Raw genomic sequence first — 16,242 nt, forward strand, 5'->3', positions numbered from 1 at the left:
GTGAATAGCCTAAATCATCTAGCCCTCGTGATGGACGGCAACGGGCGTTGGGCGAAAAAGCGCGGTCTGCTGCGCACCGGCGGGCACGAAGCGGGCGCGGAGGTCGTAGAGCAGATCTGCGAGTTTTGCATTGACGAAGGCATCGCAAACCTCACACTCTACGCCTTTAGTACCGAAAATTGGAAGCGCCCGAAAAGCGAAGTGGAATTTTTGATGAAGTTGCTTCAAAAATTCCTAATTTCACGCCGCGAAAAATTTACCCAAAACGGGATAAAATTCTATCCGATCGGCGACATATCGGCTTTTGAGGGCGATCTGCGAAGCGAGATCGAATATCTTTCAAATTTAACCCAAAACGGGCGAGCGCTAAATTTTAACCTAGCGATCAACTACGGCTCGCGAGACGAGATCGTGCGAGCGTGCGAGCGGCTGCTTGCAAGCGGCGAGCTCCTAAGCGAAGCGAGCATCGGCGCGCATCTGGATACCGCGCACAGCGGCGACGTGGATCTGCTGGTGCGCACCGGCGGCGAGCAGCGGCTATCTAATTTCTTGCTCTGGCAAGCAAGCTACGCCGAGCTTGCGTTTACGCCGACGCTGTGGCCCGATTTCACGCGCGAGGAGCTTGCGCGCATAGTGGATGATTTCCGCCGCAAACAGCGCCGCTTCGGCGGTCTTTGAGCTACGGCCAGTCGCTTTAAATTTTAAAATTTTAATTCGCAGAACCGCATGCGACGCGATAAATTTTAAAATTTAATCAGCTGGCGCTCGCGATACCTTGAAATTTTAAAATTTCAGGATTTTAATTTGCAGCGCTGTAAAATTTAAAATTTTAACTACGTAGGCGCGCGGTGCCGCGAAATTTAAAAATTTTAGAATTTTAAAATTTCGCCCACTTAAATTTAAAGCTCTAGCGCGAGCTGAGTTGCGCGACGCGGTAAATTTAACGCAGCAGGATTTTAAAAATCACGCCGCGCGTTCACGCAAAGACCGAAAGGAAGGCTATGAGCTACTACATACAATGCGGTTGCGGCAAAAAACTTACCAAAAAGCCGATGAAAACTCTAAGATGCCCAAGATGCGGCAGCGTGTATAAAAAACCAAAGAAATTTATATTGGCGGTCTACATTTGCCTGCTTGTGTTTTTCGTGCTAGCATTTGCTTTCATCCCCGATAAAATGGGGATTTTGGCATCCGCAGGCAGCGGGATAGGCGCATATATTATGTTTTTATGGATCGTAGATGCTCTGAACTTCGATCTTTTGGACGCCGTGATACTGGTGGCGGGATTTTTGATTTTCGGCGGATTATATGAGGCATGGGGCGAGCCGCTCATTGCCGGGCTCATAGCCATTTTATTTTGCGTAGGCACGGCGGCGATTTTCGTAAAATTTTTCCCTTATGAGAGGCAAAAAATCAATGAAAACTAAGAAATTTCTCGCTACCATAAAACGTTTGATTAAATTTTAAAAAGTTAAAGCTCCAAAGGAAAAAGATGGATTTAAATATCGTTTACGGCGTGATTTTTGCGGTATTCGGCACCTGCGTGGGTTCGTTTTGCAACGTCCTGATCTATCGCCTGCCGCGCGGACAGAGCGTCAATTTCCCCGCATCGCACTGCCCCAAATGCTCTCACGCTTTAAAATTTTACCACAACATTCCGCTGCTTTCGTGGCTCTTTTTGGGCGGCAAATGCGCCTTTTGCAAAACCAAAATTTCGATCCGCTACCCGATCGTCGAGCTTTTAGGCGGCGCGCTTGCGCTTGCGGCGTATTTCGGCGAGCCAGATCTTGCAAAAGCCGCGGTGCTCGGGCTTTGCTTCATCCTGCTTATGGCACTTTCGGCGATCGATTTTGAGTATAAAGCCGTGCCCGAGAGCCTTCTTTACGTAGTTACGGCGCTTTCGCTTGCTTATACGCTGATGTATGATTTTAATCTCAGCGGCGTGGGCGCAGCGGCGGGATACGCGGCGATATTTTTCGTGCTGCGCCTCATCGTTACTTTCGTGCTAAAGCGCGAAGCGATGGGAAGCGCGGATATTTTTATCGCGGGCGTTATGGGGGCGATTTTGGGCTGGAAGCTGGGCGGCATCTCGATCTACATCGGCGCGATTTTGACGCTGCCTGCGTATCTCATCGCGCACAAAAAGGGCTACGAGCTACCGTTCGTGCCGTTTTTATCGATGGGGCTACTTCTTACTTTTATTTTTAGAGATCAAATTTTAAGGCTCTTGGACGTCATTTATGGATAGGGTGCAGCGCTATTTATTTAGCAATTTCGTCGGTTCCTTCGCGTCGCTTTTCAGCACGCTTTTTATCATAATGTCGATCGTCTTTTTCCTTCAGATCGCGCGCATTACGTCGTTTATCGAGATAAATTTTTCGGAGCTAGTCAAGCTCTATCTTTTCATGCTGCCGCGCATCCTCATCTTTACGGTGCCGATCGCGTTTTTCGTAGCGCTTAGCATCTCGCTTTTTAGGCTCTCTAAAGAGAACGAAACCATCGTCATATTTACCATCGGCTACGCCACGCGCAAGATCGCGCTGTTTTTCGGCATAAGCGCCGCGCTGTGCTCTTTAGCGCTACTTTTCGTATCGCTTTTTATGATGCCGATAGCCGAAAATTTAAAGGACAATTTCATCGATTACAAAAAAATTAGCGCGACGCTAAACATCAAATCCAACGAATTCGGGCAGAAATTCTCAGACTGGCTCGTTTTTATTGATTCGCAGGAAAATAACGGCACAAGCACGCTGTATAAGGATCTGGTGCTGTATAATCCGGGTAACTCGCAGGATCACGAGCGGATGATCGTAGCGCGTAGCGGCGAGTTTAAAAACGAAAATGCGAGCTTTTCTGCGATGCTACACGACGGCAAAATTTACACGATGGGCGGCGAGCAGTGGCACGTAAGCGAGTTTGAAAGCCTAACCCTGCGCACGCAAAGCGACCGCAATATCCGCGGCGGCGGCGGCGTGATCGGATACTGGAGTGAGATGGGCAGCAGCGAAAAGCGCAGGAAGGAATTTAGCATCTACACCCTCGTCTCGCTCTTTCCGCTGGCGAGCTTTCTGTTTGCGCTAAGCCTCGGCATCGTGACCTATCGCTACGAAAAGGGCTTCGTTTACGCGGGGATATTCGGCGTGCTTTTTAGCTACTTTGCGATGATCATGCTGCTTTCTAAATACCCAAGCATCGCGCTTCCGGTGACATTCGGCGTTACGCTTATCGGCTCGCTGCTTTACTACAGGATCAAAATTGCCCCGAGATACTGAAAAAGACTCTGAGCTTTGCGGCGGCGAAATTTTAAACAAAAGCTCGTCTGATCGAAATTTAGCGGATAAAATTTCGACGAGCGAGCCTAGCGCGTCTAAAATTTTGCGTGGCGTAAATTTAAAACGCGAAGCGCAAAGCGGCGAGCAAGGCTTTATTTCAAAAGATAAAATTTCAAATTTTAAAAATTCCGCTCTCGCAAGCTCGGCGAGCGATACGGCTATCTATACTGCGCCCGATTGCGGTTTGAATCACGAAAGCGCAGAACAAAGCTCTAGCGCCGTTCGCACCAAAAAGACCGCGCGCAGGGCGGATTTAAATTCCGCCCGCAAAAATTCTACGGACGCAGCCGCTTCGGATATTTGCGCGGCAAGCACAGAAGAGATTTGCACAAGTCCCGCAGACGACCGCGCCGCAGACTCTCTCAAAGCAGATACCGCCTACAAAGCGGGCATTTCCGCAAACACCCTCGCAAGCGCGTCCGAACTCAAAAATATTATTGAAAGCGCGCCTGCAAGCGACTTTGTAGCGAATGAACTTGCGCACATCGGCAAAATAAGCGCCCTGCCAAATACTCCTGCAGATGCGTGCACATATGCCGCGAGCGCAAACTCCGAACGCGTGAAGCTCAAGCTCGTCTATTCCTATGACGGCTCGAAATTTAGCGGCTCGCAGTCTCAGCCTCACGGGCGCGGCGTCGAGGACGTGCTACGCGCGGCTTTGGGGCGAGTAGGGATCTTTGCGCCGCTAATCAGCAGCTCGCGCACCGATAAAGGGGTGCATGCGCTGCGCCAGGTAAGCTGCGTCGAATGCACCGTGCACTGGGAGCTACTGCGTCTAAAAGAGCTCATAAACCGCCACTGCGCGCCCTATATTTTTGTGCAACACATCAGCCCGGTGCCGCGCGATTTTCATCCGCGTTACGACGCCGTGGCGCGCTGTTATCGCTACGTTTTAAACCACGGACGTCCAAGCCCCTTTCTTAGCGATTTTTGCGTGTTTTATCCGCGCGTGGATCTTGCCGCGCTCAATGCTGCGCTTGCGAATTTCGTCGGCGAGCACGATTTTAGCGAGTTTATGAAAAGCGGCAGCGACATAAAAAGCCCTGTACGCGAGCTCTACGTCGCGCGCGCCTACTCTTTTAGAAATTTAACCTTGATAAATTTTAAAGCTAACGGATTTTTGCGAGCGCAGGTGCGGCTGATGGTCGCAAACGCCCTAAAATCCGTGCAGAGCGGGCGCAAGATCAGCTTCTCGCGAGCTCTTAGTAGAATCCCCTTTCCGCCGAACGGGCTGTATCTCAGCAACGTGAGTTATTAAGGCTTGAAATTTATAGCGTTAAATTTTATCTCCAGACGTTTGGATTTCAAGCTTAGAATTTTATCGCGGTAAAATTCCGCATATCAGAGCAGATCACCGCCCTACTCTCATATTAGATCACCTGTGCCGCGATGTGTAAAATCGTAAATTTGCGCGAAATTCTATCTGTTTTTATTAGAATTTTATAGAAATTTAGCAATACTTTCAAACTTTTAACTCAAAAAGGAGCAAAGATGAAAAAATTTTCTGTTGCTTTGGCCGGTTTGGCCCTACTAGCTAGCGTTTCAGGCGCTAAGGAGTTCATCAATATCGGCACCGGCGGTATGACCGGCACCTATTATCCGGTAGGAGGCGCGATTTGCCGCTTGGTAAATATGGATAAAAATATGAAGTGCTCCGTGCAATCGACGGGCGGCTCGACGTATAACGTCAATAATGTGCTTAAAAAAGAGCTAAATTTCGGCTTCGTTCAAAGCGATGTCGTCTATGATAAATACAACGGTACGGGCAAATTCCAAGGCGCGGCGGATAAAAATTTACGCTCCGTAATTTCGATCTATCCGGAGCTTTTGGCTTTCGTCGTCTCTAAGGAGAGCGGCATCAAAGCTTACGGCGACGCTGCGGGCAAAAAGATCAATATCGGAAACCCCGGCAGCGGCAACGAGCTAACCAGTACGATAGTTTTTGAAAATTACGACTTCGATCTTAAAAAGCTCGCCCAGCACGGCGTTTTAACGGCGCAAGAATGCCCTATGGCGCTAAAAGATAAGAAGATCGACGGATACTTCTACGTCGTAGGACATCCAACCGCAAATATCACCGATGCGGCGACTTCGCTTCCTATCGACTTGGTTAGCATCGACGATGAGCATATCAAAAAAATTCTAGAAAAATATCCATATTTCGCTAAAGGCGTGATCCCTGCGAAAATGTATGACGGCGTGGATCACGATACGCAGACTATCGGCGTAAAGGCTGTACTCGTAACTGACGCTAGCCAAAGCGACGAAGCGGTTAGAGCGGTAGTTAAGGCGATACTTGATAATTTCGACGAGTATAAAAAGCTACACCCTGCGCTAAATTTGGTAAGCAAAGAATCTCTTTTAGAGGGGCTTAGTGCACCGCTTCATCCTGCGGCAGAGGCGGTGTATAAAGAAGCCGGGCTGCTGAAATAGGCTAGTTGATGGAGAAATCTACACAAAACGACGAGCAGGTTTTAGAGGTAAAAAGTAGAGAATTTACCTCTAAAAAGCTCTTCTGGCTCGTGACGCTGGTCTGCTTCGCGTGGTCGGTCTTTCAGCTTTACATTGCGTATTTTACGCTAAATACAAATATCGCGCGCTCGATCCACTTGGCGTTCGCCATTTTTATAATTTTTTCGCTTTTTCCGTTTCGCCCGCGCTCTAAAGCACATTTTTATATCCCGTTTTACGATTATATTTTATTAATCGTCGGAGTCGCCGCGATCTTGTATCCTGCGATAGAATTTAACGGGCTAGCGCAGCGCCCGGGAAATTATTTAACCAGAGATATCGTAGCAGCCTTTATAGGTATTTTTATCCTTTTTGAGGCGGGTCGTCGTATGATGGGGCCCGCGCTTGGCATTATCGCTTTTACCTTCCTTTTGTATTGCTACTTCGGCCCCTATATGCCCGATATCATCGCGCACCGCGGCGCAAGCTTTGAATTACTTGCAGGGCATATGTTTTTAACTACAGAGGGCGTATTTGGCGTGCCGGTAGGGGTCAGCACCAGCTTCATCTATCTGTTCGTGCTATTCGGCGCGCTTTTGGAGCGAGCCGGAGCGGGGCAGTATTTTATAAACGTAGCGTTTGCGATTTTAGGTCGCTTCCGCGGAGGACCCGCCAAGGCTAGCGTAATCGCCAGCGGACTAACCGGCATGGTAAGCGGCAGTTCGACCGCAAACGTCGTGACGGTGGGCACCTTTACGATCCCGCTAATGAAAAAAGCGGGGCTTACCGCCACTAAAGCGGGCGCTATCGAGGTCGCCGCAGGTGTAAATGGGCAGCTTATGCCGCCTATCATGGGCGCTGCGGCGTTTATCATCGCGGAATTTTTAGGTATGAGTTACACCAACGTAATGATCGCGGCGGTGATCCCCGCTTTCGTCTGCTACGCGGGGTTATTTTTCATCGTGCATCTGGAAAGCTGCAAGTTGGGGCTTCACGGCAGCCGCGATTACGCCAAGGTTTCAAAGCTAAAAATTATATTTAGCGGCATTCATTACATAATACCGATTTTGGTGCTTCTTTTTACTCTATTGATTCTAAAAGAAAGCGCGATCTCTGCAGCATTTAACTCGATCTGCGTGCTATTTTTAATAATGATCGTACAGGAGCCTGCAAAAAAAACGATATTTGGCGAAAAGGTTGGCAAGTCCGATTTTATCGTCGGCTTTGTCGATATCTTTTGGGCTATGGTGGGTGCTGCTAAAAACATGGTCACGGTCGCCGTAGCTACCGCGCTAGCGGGCATCATCATCGGCTCGATCTCGCTTACCGGGCTGGGACAGGTTCTTTCAGAGCTCGTGGAGGCGGTCGCGGGAAATAGCATAGTGCTGATACTTCTGATGACTGCGATAATGAGCCTGATTTTAGGCATGGGACTTCCTACGACGGCGAATTATATCGTCGTTTCAAGCCTGATTGCGCCAGTGATTTTGATACTAGCGGGCAAAAACGGCTTTTTGATCCCTGCGATCGCAGTGCATCTTTTCGTATTTTATTTCGGAATTTTAGCCGATGATACCCCGCCAGTGGGTATTGCAGCATACGCTGCGGCGGGCATCGCAAAGGCAAATCCCGTAACTGTGGGACTTCAGGGCTTTGTGTATGATCTGCGCACGGCGGTGCTTCCGTTTGCGTTTTTCTTCAATAATAAGCTGCTTTTGATCCAAAGCATCGGCGATCCGATGGATTCAAAAAGCATCGTTTGGATCAGCGATCCACTGCAAATCGTGCTGATTTTTGCCACGGCGATCGTGGGTATGTTTGCTTTCAGCTCCTCGCTGCAGGGCTGGTTCGTAACAAAATGTAACCCGATAGAGCGCCTACTATTGCTGCTAGTAACGCCGCTAATGCTGGTGCCTAATATCTGCGTGAAATTTATAGAGTTTATCCCAAGCGAATATGCAAGTTATGGCATCGGCGCTGCGATATACGTGCTGATCTTTGCAAAGCAGTGGCTTTTAAGACCCAAAGACTCTAGCGATACTCACGCCAAAAATAGCGCGCCTGCGGCGTAAATCCAAATTTGATCTCGCTAAATTTTAAAATTTGCGGGGTCCTATTAAATTTATCTTCTTGCTTTTTATTCTTGCGCCAGGATTTTAAATTTGGATCGACTCTTTACTTCTAAATTTAAAACCTCGACAGATTGTACCGTGCTGATAAATCTAGTTTAAATTTAAATCCGCCTATATAAACTACCCAAAATTTTAAATTGCGCCGAAGCGATTATGCCCCTTAGTAAGATAAATTTATTCATACGAAGCTACTGTGTTAAAAAACATCGCATATTAATCCCATTAGTCTATAATTATCGCAAGCCACAGGATACGCGAAATCAATAGAGCAAAATCCGTTTTTGCCTTGCCGCTTGAAATGCCTTCGATGGTTTAAATATACACGTCCACAAAAGCTAAAATGATTCTTAAAGCAGATAAAATCAAAAACTGTGCAAAATTTCTCCAAAACAACTTGATGATTAAGGATTAGCGTTACAAAATTTTACTTATTTAGACCGATTCCTTGATTATATGTTGTACTTTATTTAAAATAATTTTTATAAAAATATCTATGAAATGGGGAATTATTAGTTAAATTTAATTCTATAAAAATACTTTAATAATTAATATTAAATTTATCCGCTTTGAGTTATAATCCGCGATTAAATTTCAAAATAGAGGAACAAAAATGCAAAAAGATATGTATTTTAAAAAGGCGAAATTTATCGCATTATCTATATGCGCGAGCGTTTCGATTTTATGCGGCGTCGAAGGCTCACACCTAAGCAGTGACGCAAATAGCACGAATCTTGGCGAGATCGTAGTAAGCGCGAGCGGCTTTCGCCAAGATATCAGGCAGGCGCCGGCCTCCATCTCCACCTTGGATAATAAAGAGATATCAAGTGACAGATTCAATTCGCTACACGATATTGCGAATAAAATGCCGGGCGTCAGCGTTATTGCAGGCGATGACGGCCCGGCAAGCGGGATATCCATCAGAGGAATGGAAAGCTCTCAAACCCTTGTGCTTATCGACGGCAAACGCGTAAGTTCCGCGGCGGCGAACCCAAAAGGCGGAGCGGGCGATATGAACTCGAATTTTATCCCGCCCGCAGGAGCGATAGAGCGTATCGAGGTGATTCGAGGACCGATGAGCTCGCTTTACGGGAGCGATGCAGTAGGCGGCGTGATAAATATCATTACAAAAAAGAATTTTTCTAAATTTAGCGGAAGTGCTGCTATATCTACAACTATCCAAGATCACGAGGGTATCGGAAACGGTAAGATGGGCGAAGCCTACGTCAATATTCCCTTCGGGCAGTATGCGGCGCTTCAGCTGTGGGGATATAAAAAGCTGCGCGACGAGGACGGCTATAAGGGAGGCTATCAGAAGAGTGATAAATCGGATTCTAACGCCAAACTTTGGCTAACGCCGGATGAAAATAATAAATTTTACGTTCAAACCGGAAGGCAAAATCACGATTATTCAAGGACTCTTGGTAAAACCGCCGTTTATCCCAACGCGCGCGGATTAAATCACTATAAATATAAAAGAGAAAATCACGGCGTCGGATATTTGGGCGAGTTTGAAAGCTTAAGTGCTGATATAAGTTATTTTTGGGACAAGACTCGCCGTACGAGCATTTTTGATAGCCTTTCTCCCGCAATCGTAAAAAATAGAAATTTTAATTCCAAATTTACGACTTATCTCGGTATAAATACGCTTACCTTCGGCTATGATTTTAGCAAACAGGATGTGCGAACGACTTTTATCGTTTCAAACGCGAGCAGGCAAAATTTACGCTCTCCGCAGCGATTTTCTATGAACGAGCATGCGGGATTTTTAGAGGACGAGATTGAAATTTTGGAAAATACGCTATTTTTAACGCTCGGCGGCAGGCTCACGCATAACGAATACTTCGGCAACCACTTTTCTCCTAGAGCCTACGCGACGTTTAATATAAGCGATACCTGGACGATCAAAGGCGGCGTCGCAACCGGTTATAAAACTCCCAACGTCAATCAAATTTCGCCTGAAGTAGGCACGATTCAGGGCGGCTGGAGGATTATAGATTTCGGTAACGAGGATTTAAAGCCCGAGAAAAGCACGACCTACGAGATCGGGCTTTATTACGACAATGCAGACGATCTGCGCGGCAATATCACGCTATTTAAAAACGACTTCAAAGATAAAATTTTAGATACCGATGGCAGCAATATCAATAGGATTCCCGCCTACGGAGGCTGCGTCGGCGCACCGAGCGTTAATTGCCCAGGTTGGGGAACGTATTTTAATATAGAAGGAGCCGAGGTTTATGGCGTTGAGCTGAGTGGCGATTACGATATTACTAAGAGGCTAAATTTCAAGGCGAACTATACCTATAGCCACTCCGAGATCGAAACCGGGGATCCTACGATCTATACGCCAAACGGCGCCGTTAAATTTAGCCAAACCAATCTTAGTAGGCTGGATGGCAAATCCCTGACCGCTACTCCGAAACATGCCGCACATGCGACGCTTAGCTATAGGCCGATCGCTCCGCTTTCTACCTTTATCGGTCTTAATTACGAAAGCGAGCTTACAAGCGTACAATTCGGTCCGGGCAATAGAGTCAGCAAAAACGACAAAAAGCTTTTTACTACGGATTTGGGCGCACAATACGATTTAAACGATAATCTGAGCCTAAATTTAACCGCTTACAATATCTTTGATAACGTCCGATACGACGAGGGTCTCGCAGACGACGGCAATTACTATTGGTACCCCGAGGAAGGCAGGAGGTTTTGGTTTAAGGTAAACGCTAAATGGTAAGCCCAAAGAACTTCCTTGTGGTATTCGACGCACTTTTTTTAGTATGCTTATTCACTTGCGATCTGAGGGCAAAACCGCCGCAAAAGATTGAGCAGGCAAGTGGAGCTGCGCACGAAATGTTTAATGTGAGCGATTTTATTCTAAAAAGCAAGAACGGCGAAAAATATAAAATTTTTATAGCTCGCCAAAAAAATGTCGCTCGCTACGATAGGGTAGTTTTTATGGTTGATGCGAACGCGCAGTTTCCGATACTTTTAAACTCCTATGCGAAAATTTATGCGAATGGCGCAAAGCAAAACGCAAAAGCGGTGCCGAAATTAAGCAAAACCGTCCTTATAGTAGGCATCGGATACGACAGCCCGCTAGCGTATGATATTAAGCGTCGCACGAGAGATTTAACGCCTGCGGCGAGCGGCGAAGAATATGCAAACGGCGGCGGCGCGGCAGAATTTTACGATTTCGTAAAAGATGAACTATTTCCGCTCGTGGAGAAAAAATACTCTACGGCAAAAAGCAATAAAATTTACTTCGGACATTCTTTTGGCGGGCTATTCGGGATTTATGCTTTGCTGCGCGACGATGGGATTTTCGACGAGTTTTTTATCGCCTCACCTTCGTTATGGTGGGGCGAATCACAGCTGATCAGAGATGCCCTAGACGAGGGAAAGCTTAGATTAAATTTAAAAGCGAAATTCATAATGCTCGTTGCTGGCTCGCGTGAAATGCGTAAAGGAAAAACCAATAAAGCGGGAATTTTAAAAGCGGCCGATCTAGCTGAAATTTTAAAATCAAGGGGGTTTTCTTGCGAGTTTAAGCTCTACGAAGGCGCTTCGCACGGCGAAGTAATCCCATTGGCTTTGCAAGATTTAGCGCTATTTACGCAAAGATAATCTTCTATTTAGCCGATAAAGCCTTAATCTAAATCCGGCTCGTTTATATTTGCAAGCGCAAGACCGAGCGGCGCAGGCTCGCTGATCGCGCCGAAACGCGTCGCCGGATTTAAGAAATTAAATTTTAAAGCTCTTTTGGCTAGTATCGCACAAATTTAAAGGAGCGAAAATGCAAAGTTTCAAATGGCAAATTTCAAAGCGGCTTAAGCAGGCGATGCGCGAGCGAGATATCGACAATCTCGCGCTCGTGCGGCGCACGGACGAGCTGTATTCGCGCTCGCACCCGGGCCACGATGAGGATATGCGCGCCGAAGTTTACACGGTCTTGGACGAATACGCGCCCAACGTCGATATTGAAATTTTTGATCTGGTCTGCAAGGTTCTAGACGTCAAAATCGAGCTAGGCGAGACGCTTGATTGAGTAGTCGTAGCCGAATTTTATCCGTGCCGCAAGGCTAAATTTAGCGCTATGATAAATCGCAAAATTCTACCTACAGCCTAGCTACAGAGCTTACTTAAGTAAATTTTGCTGCAAAATTTCGCCCAAACCTAGCAAGATTAATATCTATTTTAACTGCAAAGTGCTAAATTTAGCCCTAAATTTTAATCCGAGGTAAGCTTTGAACTACTTAATCCAATTTAGTGTGATTTTAGGAATATCTTTTGTTGCGGAGATTTTGGCGGCGCTCGTGCCTGTGCCAATCCCCGCTAGCATCTATGGGCTAGTCATTATGCTTTTAGCCCTGATCTTCAAACTCATCAAAGTATCGCAGATCAGAGAAACCGTGTCGTTTTTTATGCAGATTATGCCGGTGATCTTTATCCCGGCGGGCGCTGCGATCATCATCGCAGGCGACGCGCTACGCCAACATCTTTTCGCAATCATCGCGATTACGGCAGTCTCTACGGTAGTAGTCATCGGTGCAAGTGGCGCGGTAACGCAAATTTTTTATAAAATTGCCCTCGCCCGCGTTAAGCGCAGGCTTTACGAAGCCGCGCACGAACAAGACGGCGTGAATACAAAGGGCGTGGATGCGAAGCTGGAGCGCGAAATTTTATCCGGAGACGACAAAAAATGAGAGAAATTTTAATGAACTCCGCTTTTTTCGGCGTATTTTTGTGCCTAGGCTCGTTTGAGCTGGGACTTTATCTAAAAAAGCGCTTTAAGCTAACTATTTTCAATCCGCTTCTAATCGGTATCGTGCTTACCGTCTGCGTGCTTTTACTCTTTAAAATTCCATACGAAAAATTTAATGCGAGCGCCTCGCACATTAGCTTTTTCTTAACGCCGATTACCGTCTGTCTAGCTGTGCCGCTATACGAGCAGCTGGCGCTTTTGCGAAGTAATTTTTTAGCTATTTTCGCAGGACTGATTTCGGGTATGATCGCAGGGCTAGGCAGCATCTATGCGATGTCGGTGATATTTGGGCTAAATCACACAATGTATGTCACGCTACTACCGAAATCTGTCACGGCACCGATCGGTATGGGTATCAGCGAAAGCTTAGGCGGTATCGTGACGCTAACGGTGGCCTGCATCATCGCTACGGGCATCATCGGTAGCGTATTTGGCGAGGCACTACTTAAAATTTTTGGCATCAAAAAGGCGATGGCAAAAGGTATCGCCCTAGGCTGCGCAAGCCATGCGATGGGAACGGCGCGCGCTCTTGAGATCGGTGACGTAGAGGGCGCAATGGCGTCTTTAGCGATGGCAGTTACGGGACTTCTTACCGTCATCGGTGCCGGTATTTTTGCACATTTCATCTAAGGAGAAAATATGATAATCTCGATCGCTAGACAAACGGGCGCAGGCGGGCGCGAAACCGCGCGCAAACTAGCCGAGCGCTTAGGCTACACCTATCTAGCCAAGGCGGATCTGCTCCGCAAAGCAGACGAGCTTGGCTGCTTCGAGCAGATGTATGAGTTCTACAACGAAATGCCCGTAAATACGCTACTTCAGGCAATCTCGCACAACGAGCTAGCCAATGAGCAGAAGCGCGATCGTATCGTAGCAATCTACGAAAAGATCGTCTCGGGCGGCAACGTTATAGTGCTTGGGCGCTGCGCCGGGTTTTTCTTGCGCGGACATCCGGATCTGCTGACGGTATTTTTACGCGCGAGCGATGAGTTTAAGCTCGCTAGATTGGAAAAAGAGGGTCACACCGACGCGCGCGAGTATATGGAGGAAAGCGACGCGGGCAGGATGAGCTTTCATCAATACTACACCAACCAAGTCTGGGGCGCATCCGCCAACTACAATATCTGCATCGACACATCGTATTGCGGCATCGATAATGCGGTAAATATCATCGAGTATCTAGTAAAACATCACATTGAAAAATGATTTGCGCCTAAGAGCATAAAAGTGGAATTTATCTTTTCGAAGATGAATTCCACTTGATCTCGCAAACCCGCCCTATTTCTATCGTAATTTAAAATTTACATCTCTTTCAGCTTGAATTCCATTTATAAATGACGCATTTAGCTGTATTATAAAGTCTCTCGTTCAATGCGACATTAAATTCTAAACCGCGCCTACTCACCGAAAATCAGCAAAATTTAGCTAAAATTTGACGAAATTTAAATCCAAATTTAAGGAGATAAGATGCAAAGCAAAGCCCATCTATGCCCAAAATGCGGCGAAAACACGATATATTTCGACGGCATTTGCCACTCGTGTCGCCAAAGGCAGAGGCGGGAGGAGATTTTAAACCTAAGCGCGGACGAAGTGGAGGCGATGATCCTAAAAATCGTAGACCGAATCGACGAGATCGAAAAATGGGATGAGATTTACAACGATTTTTGGGCGCTTTTTAGCCTGCTGGATATCCACGATCCAAGGATCGCGCGAGCTGCGGCGGCGAAGCAGATCTACTATCCGCCCGAACTCTACTTCGGCGCGCCTAAGGACGTAAGAGACGCGCTCATAGCAAAACTAGACTCGCTACAAGATAACTCCAAAAACACTCTAAACGACCTTCTGTGCTCGCTTGCGTGGCAGGGCGACGAGCAGACGACGCGGCTTTTTTACGAGCTGTATCAAAACCCGAAGCCGTGGCGCCAAAAGCTCTACGCGGGCACTGAAATTTACGCGCAAATCGGCGGTTGGAGCTTTGATCGGATGGGCGAGCGAAAATCGCTCGTTTTTGATAAATGCCTCACAGCAGTGCGCGTAAAAGATAGCGCGGAGAAAAACGGCGAGCGTGCGAGCGGGCTCGGAGATGAAAGCGCGAGCGAAATTTTAAATTTCAAAGGCGGCGCGAGCGGCGCAAATTCCGAACAAAATGCGCAAAAAGACGCGAGCGAAATTTCAAATTTATACGCGGGCGCGCAGAGTGCTCGCACAGGCATGGGCGAAGACGCGATCTTGCGGAACGAGCGCGCAAATTTCAAATCAGACGCGCAAAAAGACGCTAGCAGCGGTTTAAATTTAAGCGAAAATGCAAAGAACGCCAGCTGCGAAGGCGCGAACCAAAACGCGGATGAGCCCGTACGTATCGGCAGACCTACGGGGCAAAAGTGCGAGTTTTGCGGCTGCGAGATGCTCGATATGCTGCGTCTAAAAGCATCTGAACCGCGGCTTGCGTTTCTAAATTTAAAGCACGACGCGATCTTTCGCTGCTGCCCGACCTGCGTCGGTTCGGTAATATATTTTTGCAAATGCGGCGCGGACGGCGAGCCGCAGATGCGCTGCGAGGGCGAAGGGATGGAGAAGAGCTACTTTTCGCAGCAGGATATGGCGCGGCTGAGCGGTATGAAATTTAAGCTAGGCGGCGAAGTATCGCCCTTTTACGGCTGCTTTAGCGAGCTTGACGTGACCGTGGGCGGCTATCCGCAGTGGGTGCAGGACGCCGAGTACCTAGCCTGCCCTAGCTGCGGCGGGACGATGAAGCATCTAGCGCAGATCCCATTCGGCGAGCTGGTGCAGGGCGAGGGGGTCATATATGTGCAGATCTGCGAGAAATGCGAGGTTTTAGGCGGCTGCTTTCAGTGCACGTGAGGGTAAAATCAAAATTTTAGCTAAAGCGCGTCAAATTGCATTTAAAGATGGATAGAATTATAATGCTGTCCTTTTTGATCTGAAAAGGTACCACATAGCTTTTAAAGATCATCTCTCTGATGTCGTTTCTGTTTTGTTTTAATTTTTTCTAAAGCGATACGGCATAAAGGGGATTTTCTCGATCTTGAGCTCGCGCATAAAATCATCAGCCCGAGCTTCGCTGTGCAAAGCTATAAAATTAGCGATATTTTCGAGTTCGCTCACGAAATTTTCAGAGTATAAAATTACCACGCGAGCCCTTTTTCGGCTAACCTTTCTTTTATCTCATCATCGTTATAAAGCTTCAATTCGCCTTTGTCCGATCGATCTATTATCTCGTCGAGCTTTTTTTGATCGGATTCGCTTAGCATAGGCTCGTCGCAAACTATAGTTGCCGTCGGATCAAGTAGCAGCAAAGCCTTTATAGCTTTTATGGTATTATCGTTTTGTGTTTTTATATTGATCGTCGCCATCTTAGCTCCTTTGCGTTTTATTTTACTAAAAAATTTTTAAAATGCAGCTTTCGTAAAATTTTAAAATAGCTTCATGCTGCCTAAATTTGATTAAAAGGAATTTACGGGTTATTGGCTTGGGTAAAAAAAAGGGGGGGGCACAGGGCGCAGGCTAAATTTTGATTTACAGCCAAATTTAGCCCGCCCGCATA

16 protein-coding genes are annotated in these 16,242 nt (G+C 47.1%); 14 read left to right on the top strand and 2 right to left on the bottom strand.

All coding sequences use genetic code 11. From position 1 onward, the window contains the following. From uppS to Q0369_RS10435, 14 genes are all read left to right on the top strand, one after another. A complete protein-coding gene (gene uppS / locus Q0369_RS10370; protein WP_298099559.1) occupies positions 1–678 on the top strand; it encodes a polyprenyl diphosphate synthase in 678 nt (225 codons plus the stop codon). 323 nt (positions 679–1,001) lie between these two features. Further along, positions 1,002–1,427: a hypothetical protein gene (locus tag Q0369_RS10375; protein ID WP_298099562.1), complete on the top strand. Its 426-nt coding sequence runs from the start codon at positions 1,002–1,004 to the stop codon at positions 1,425–1,427. Between the two features lie 65 nt (positions 1,428–1,492). Further along, positions 1,493–2,248: an A24 family peptidase gene (locus Q0369_RS10380; protein ID WP_297994471.1), complete on the top strand. Its 756-nt coding sequence runs from the start codon at positions 1,493–1,495 to the stop codon at positions 2,246–2,248. After that, complete coding sequence (locus tag Q0369_RS10385) at positions 2,241–3,272, top strand: LptF/LptG family permease (RefSeq protein WP_298099566.1); 1,032 nt, start codon at positions 2,241–2,243, stop codon at positions 3,270–3,272. Before Q0369_RS10380 ends, Q0369_RS10385 begins: the two co-directional genes overlap by 8 nt. A 619-nt stretch (positions 3,273–3,891) precedes the next feature. Next, a complete protein-coding gene (gene truA, locus Q0369_RS11260; RefSeq protein ID WP_367178999.1) occupies positions 3,892–4,590 on the top strand; it encodes a tRNA pseudouridine(38-40) synthase TruA in 699 nt (232 codons plus the stop codon). Between the two features lie 233 nt (positions 4,591–4,823). Continuing rightward, the gene (locus Q0369_RS10395; RefSeq protein WP_291937906.1) at positions 4,824–5,765 is read left to right on the top strand and encodes a TAXI family TRAP transporter solute-binding subunit; all 942 of its coding nucleotides are present in this window, start codon (positions 4,824–4,826) and stop codon (positions 5,763–5,765) included. Between the two features lie 8 nt (positions 5,766–5,773). Next, entirely contained in the window at positions 5,774–7,855 is a 2,082-nt protein-coding gene (locus Q0369_RS10400) for a TRAP transporter permease (RefSeq protein ID WP_298099572.1), read from the top strand. 670 nt (positions 7,856–8,525) lie between these two features. After that, positions 8,526–10,649 carry a TonB-dependent receptor gene (locus Q0369_RS10405; RefSeq protein WP_298099575.1) on the top strand — a complete coding sequence of 708 codons (2,124 nt, stop codon included), beginning with the start codon at positions 8,526–8,528 and terminating at the stop codon, positions 10,647–10,649. A gap of 116 nt (positions 10,650–10,765) precedes the next feature. Further along, positions 10,766–11,539, top strand: a complete 774-nt coding sequence (locus tag Q0369_RS10410) for an alpha/beta hydrolase-fold protein (RefSeq protein WP_298099621.1) — start codon at positions 10,766–10,768, stop codon at positions 11,537–11,539. A gap of 169 nt (positions 11,540–11,708) precedes the next feature. Then, on the top strand, positions 11,709–11,960 hold the full coding sequence (locus tag Q0369_RS10415) for a hypothetical protein (protein WP_297988011.1): 252 nt from the start codon (positions 11,709–11,711) through the stop codon (positions 11,958–11,960). A gap of 199 nt (positions 11,961–12,159) precedes the next feature. Beyond that, entirely contained in the window at positions 12,160–12,618 is a 459-nt protein-coding gene (locus tag Q0369_RS10420) for a CidA/LrgA family protein (protein ID WP_291937916.1), read from the top strand. Beyond that, positions 12,615–13,307: an LrgB family protein gene (locus Q0369_RS10425; RefSeq protein ID WP_005873245.1), complete on the top strand. Its 693-nt coding sequence runs from the start codon at positions 12,615–12,617 to the stop codon at positions 13,305–13,307. The genes Q0369_RS10420 and Q0369_RS10425 overlap by 4 nt, the downstream gene beginning before the upstream one ends. Before the next feature lie 9 nt (positions 13,308–13,316). Next, the gene (locus Q0369_RS10430; RefSeq protein WP_298081889.1) at positions 13,317–13,883 is read left to right on the top strand and encodes an AAA family ATPase; all 567 of its coding nucleotides are present in this window, start codon (positions 13,317–13,319) and stop codon (positions 13,881–13,883) included. 261 nt (positions 13,884–14,144) lie between these two features. Continuing rightward, on the top strand, positions 14,145–15,539 hold the full coding sequence (locus Q0369_RS10435) for a cytochrome C (RefSeq protein ID WP_298099578.1): 1,395 nt from the start codon (positions 14,145–14,147) through the stop codon (positions 15,537–15,539). A gap of 138 nt (positions 15,540–15,677) precedes the next feature. On the opposite strand, the gene Q0369_RS10440 is transcribed toward Q0369_RS10435, so the two are convergent. Together Q0369_RS10440 and Q0369_RS10445 are read right to left on the bottom strand one after the other, a co-directional pair. After that, complete coding sequence (locus tag Q0369_RS10440) at positions 15,678–15,830, bottom strand: hypothetical protein (protein ID WP_298099581.1); 153 nt, start codon at positions 15,828–15,830, stop codon at positions 15,678–15,680. Next, entirely contained in the window at positions 15,824–16,051 is a 228-nt protein-coding gene (locus Q0369_RS10445; RefSeq protein WP_298099584.1) for a hypothetical protein, read from the bottom strand. The genes Q0369_RS10440 and Q0369_RS10445 overlap by 7 nt, the downstream gene beginning before the upstream one ends. Positions 16,052–16,242: the final 191 nt, after the last annotated feature.

Origin of the sequence: uncultured Campylobacter sp., assembly GCF_938030685.1 — a bacterium.
In the GTDB taxonomy this organism is placed as follows: Bacteria; Campylobacterota; Campylobacteria; order Campylobacterales; family Campylobacteraceae; genus Campylobacter_B.

What these genes read in the sequence shown, in the direction of transcription:
- Q0369_RS10375 (WP_298099562.1), top strand. Translation starts at nt 1,002, where the DNA reads ATGAGCTACTACATACAATGCGGTTGCGGCAAAAAACTTACCAAAAAG.
- Q0369_RS10380 (WP_297994471.1), top strand. Translation starts at nt 1,493, where the DNA reads ATGGATTTAAATATCGTTTACGGCGTGATTTTTGCGGTATTCGGCACC.
- Q0369_RS10385 (WP_298099566.1), top strand. Translation starts at nt 2,241, where the DNA reads ATGGATAGGGTGCAGCGCTATTTATTTAGCAATTTCGTCGGTTCCTTC.
- Q0369_RS10395 (WP_291937906.1), top strand. Translation starts at nt 4,824, where the DNA reads ATGAAAAAATTTTCTGTTGCTTTGGCCGGTTTGGCCCTACTAGCTAGC.
- Q0369_RS10400 (WP_298099572.1), top strand. Translation starts at nt 5,774, where the DNA reads ATGGAGAAATCTACACAAAACGACGAGCAGGTTTTAGAGGTAAAAAGT.
- Q0369_RS10405 (WP_298099575.1), top strand. Translation starts at nt 8,526, where the DNA reads ATGCAAAAAGATATGTATTTTAAAAAGGCGAAATTTATCGCATTATCT.
- Q0369_RS10410 (WP_298099621.1), top strand. Translation starts at nt 10,766, where the DNA reads ATGTTTAATGTGAGCGATTTTATTCTAAAAAGCAAGAACGGCGAAAAA.
- Q0369_RS10415 (WP_297988011.1), top strand. Translation starts at nt 11,709, where the DNA reads ATGCAAAGTTTCAAATGGCAAATTTCAAAGCGGCTTAAGCAGGCGATG.
- Q0369_RS10425 (WP_005873245.1), top strand. Translation starts at nt 12,615, where the DNA reads ATGAGAGAAATTTTAATGAACTCCGCTTTTTTCGGCGTATTTTTGTGC.
- Q0369_RS10430 (WP_298081889.1), top strand. Translation starts at nt 13,317, where the DNA reads ATGATAATCTCGATCGCTAGACAAACGGGCGCAGGCGGGCGCGAAACC.
- Q0369_RS10435 (WP_298099578.1), top strand. Translation starts at nt 14,145, where the DNA reads ATGCAAAGCAAAGCCCATCTATGCCCAAAATGCGGCGAAAACACGATA.
- Q0369_RS10445 (WP_298099584.1), bottom strand. Translation starts at nt 16,051, where the DNA reads ATGGCGACGATCAATATAAAAACACAAAACGATAATACCATAAAAGCT.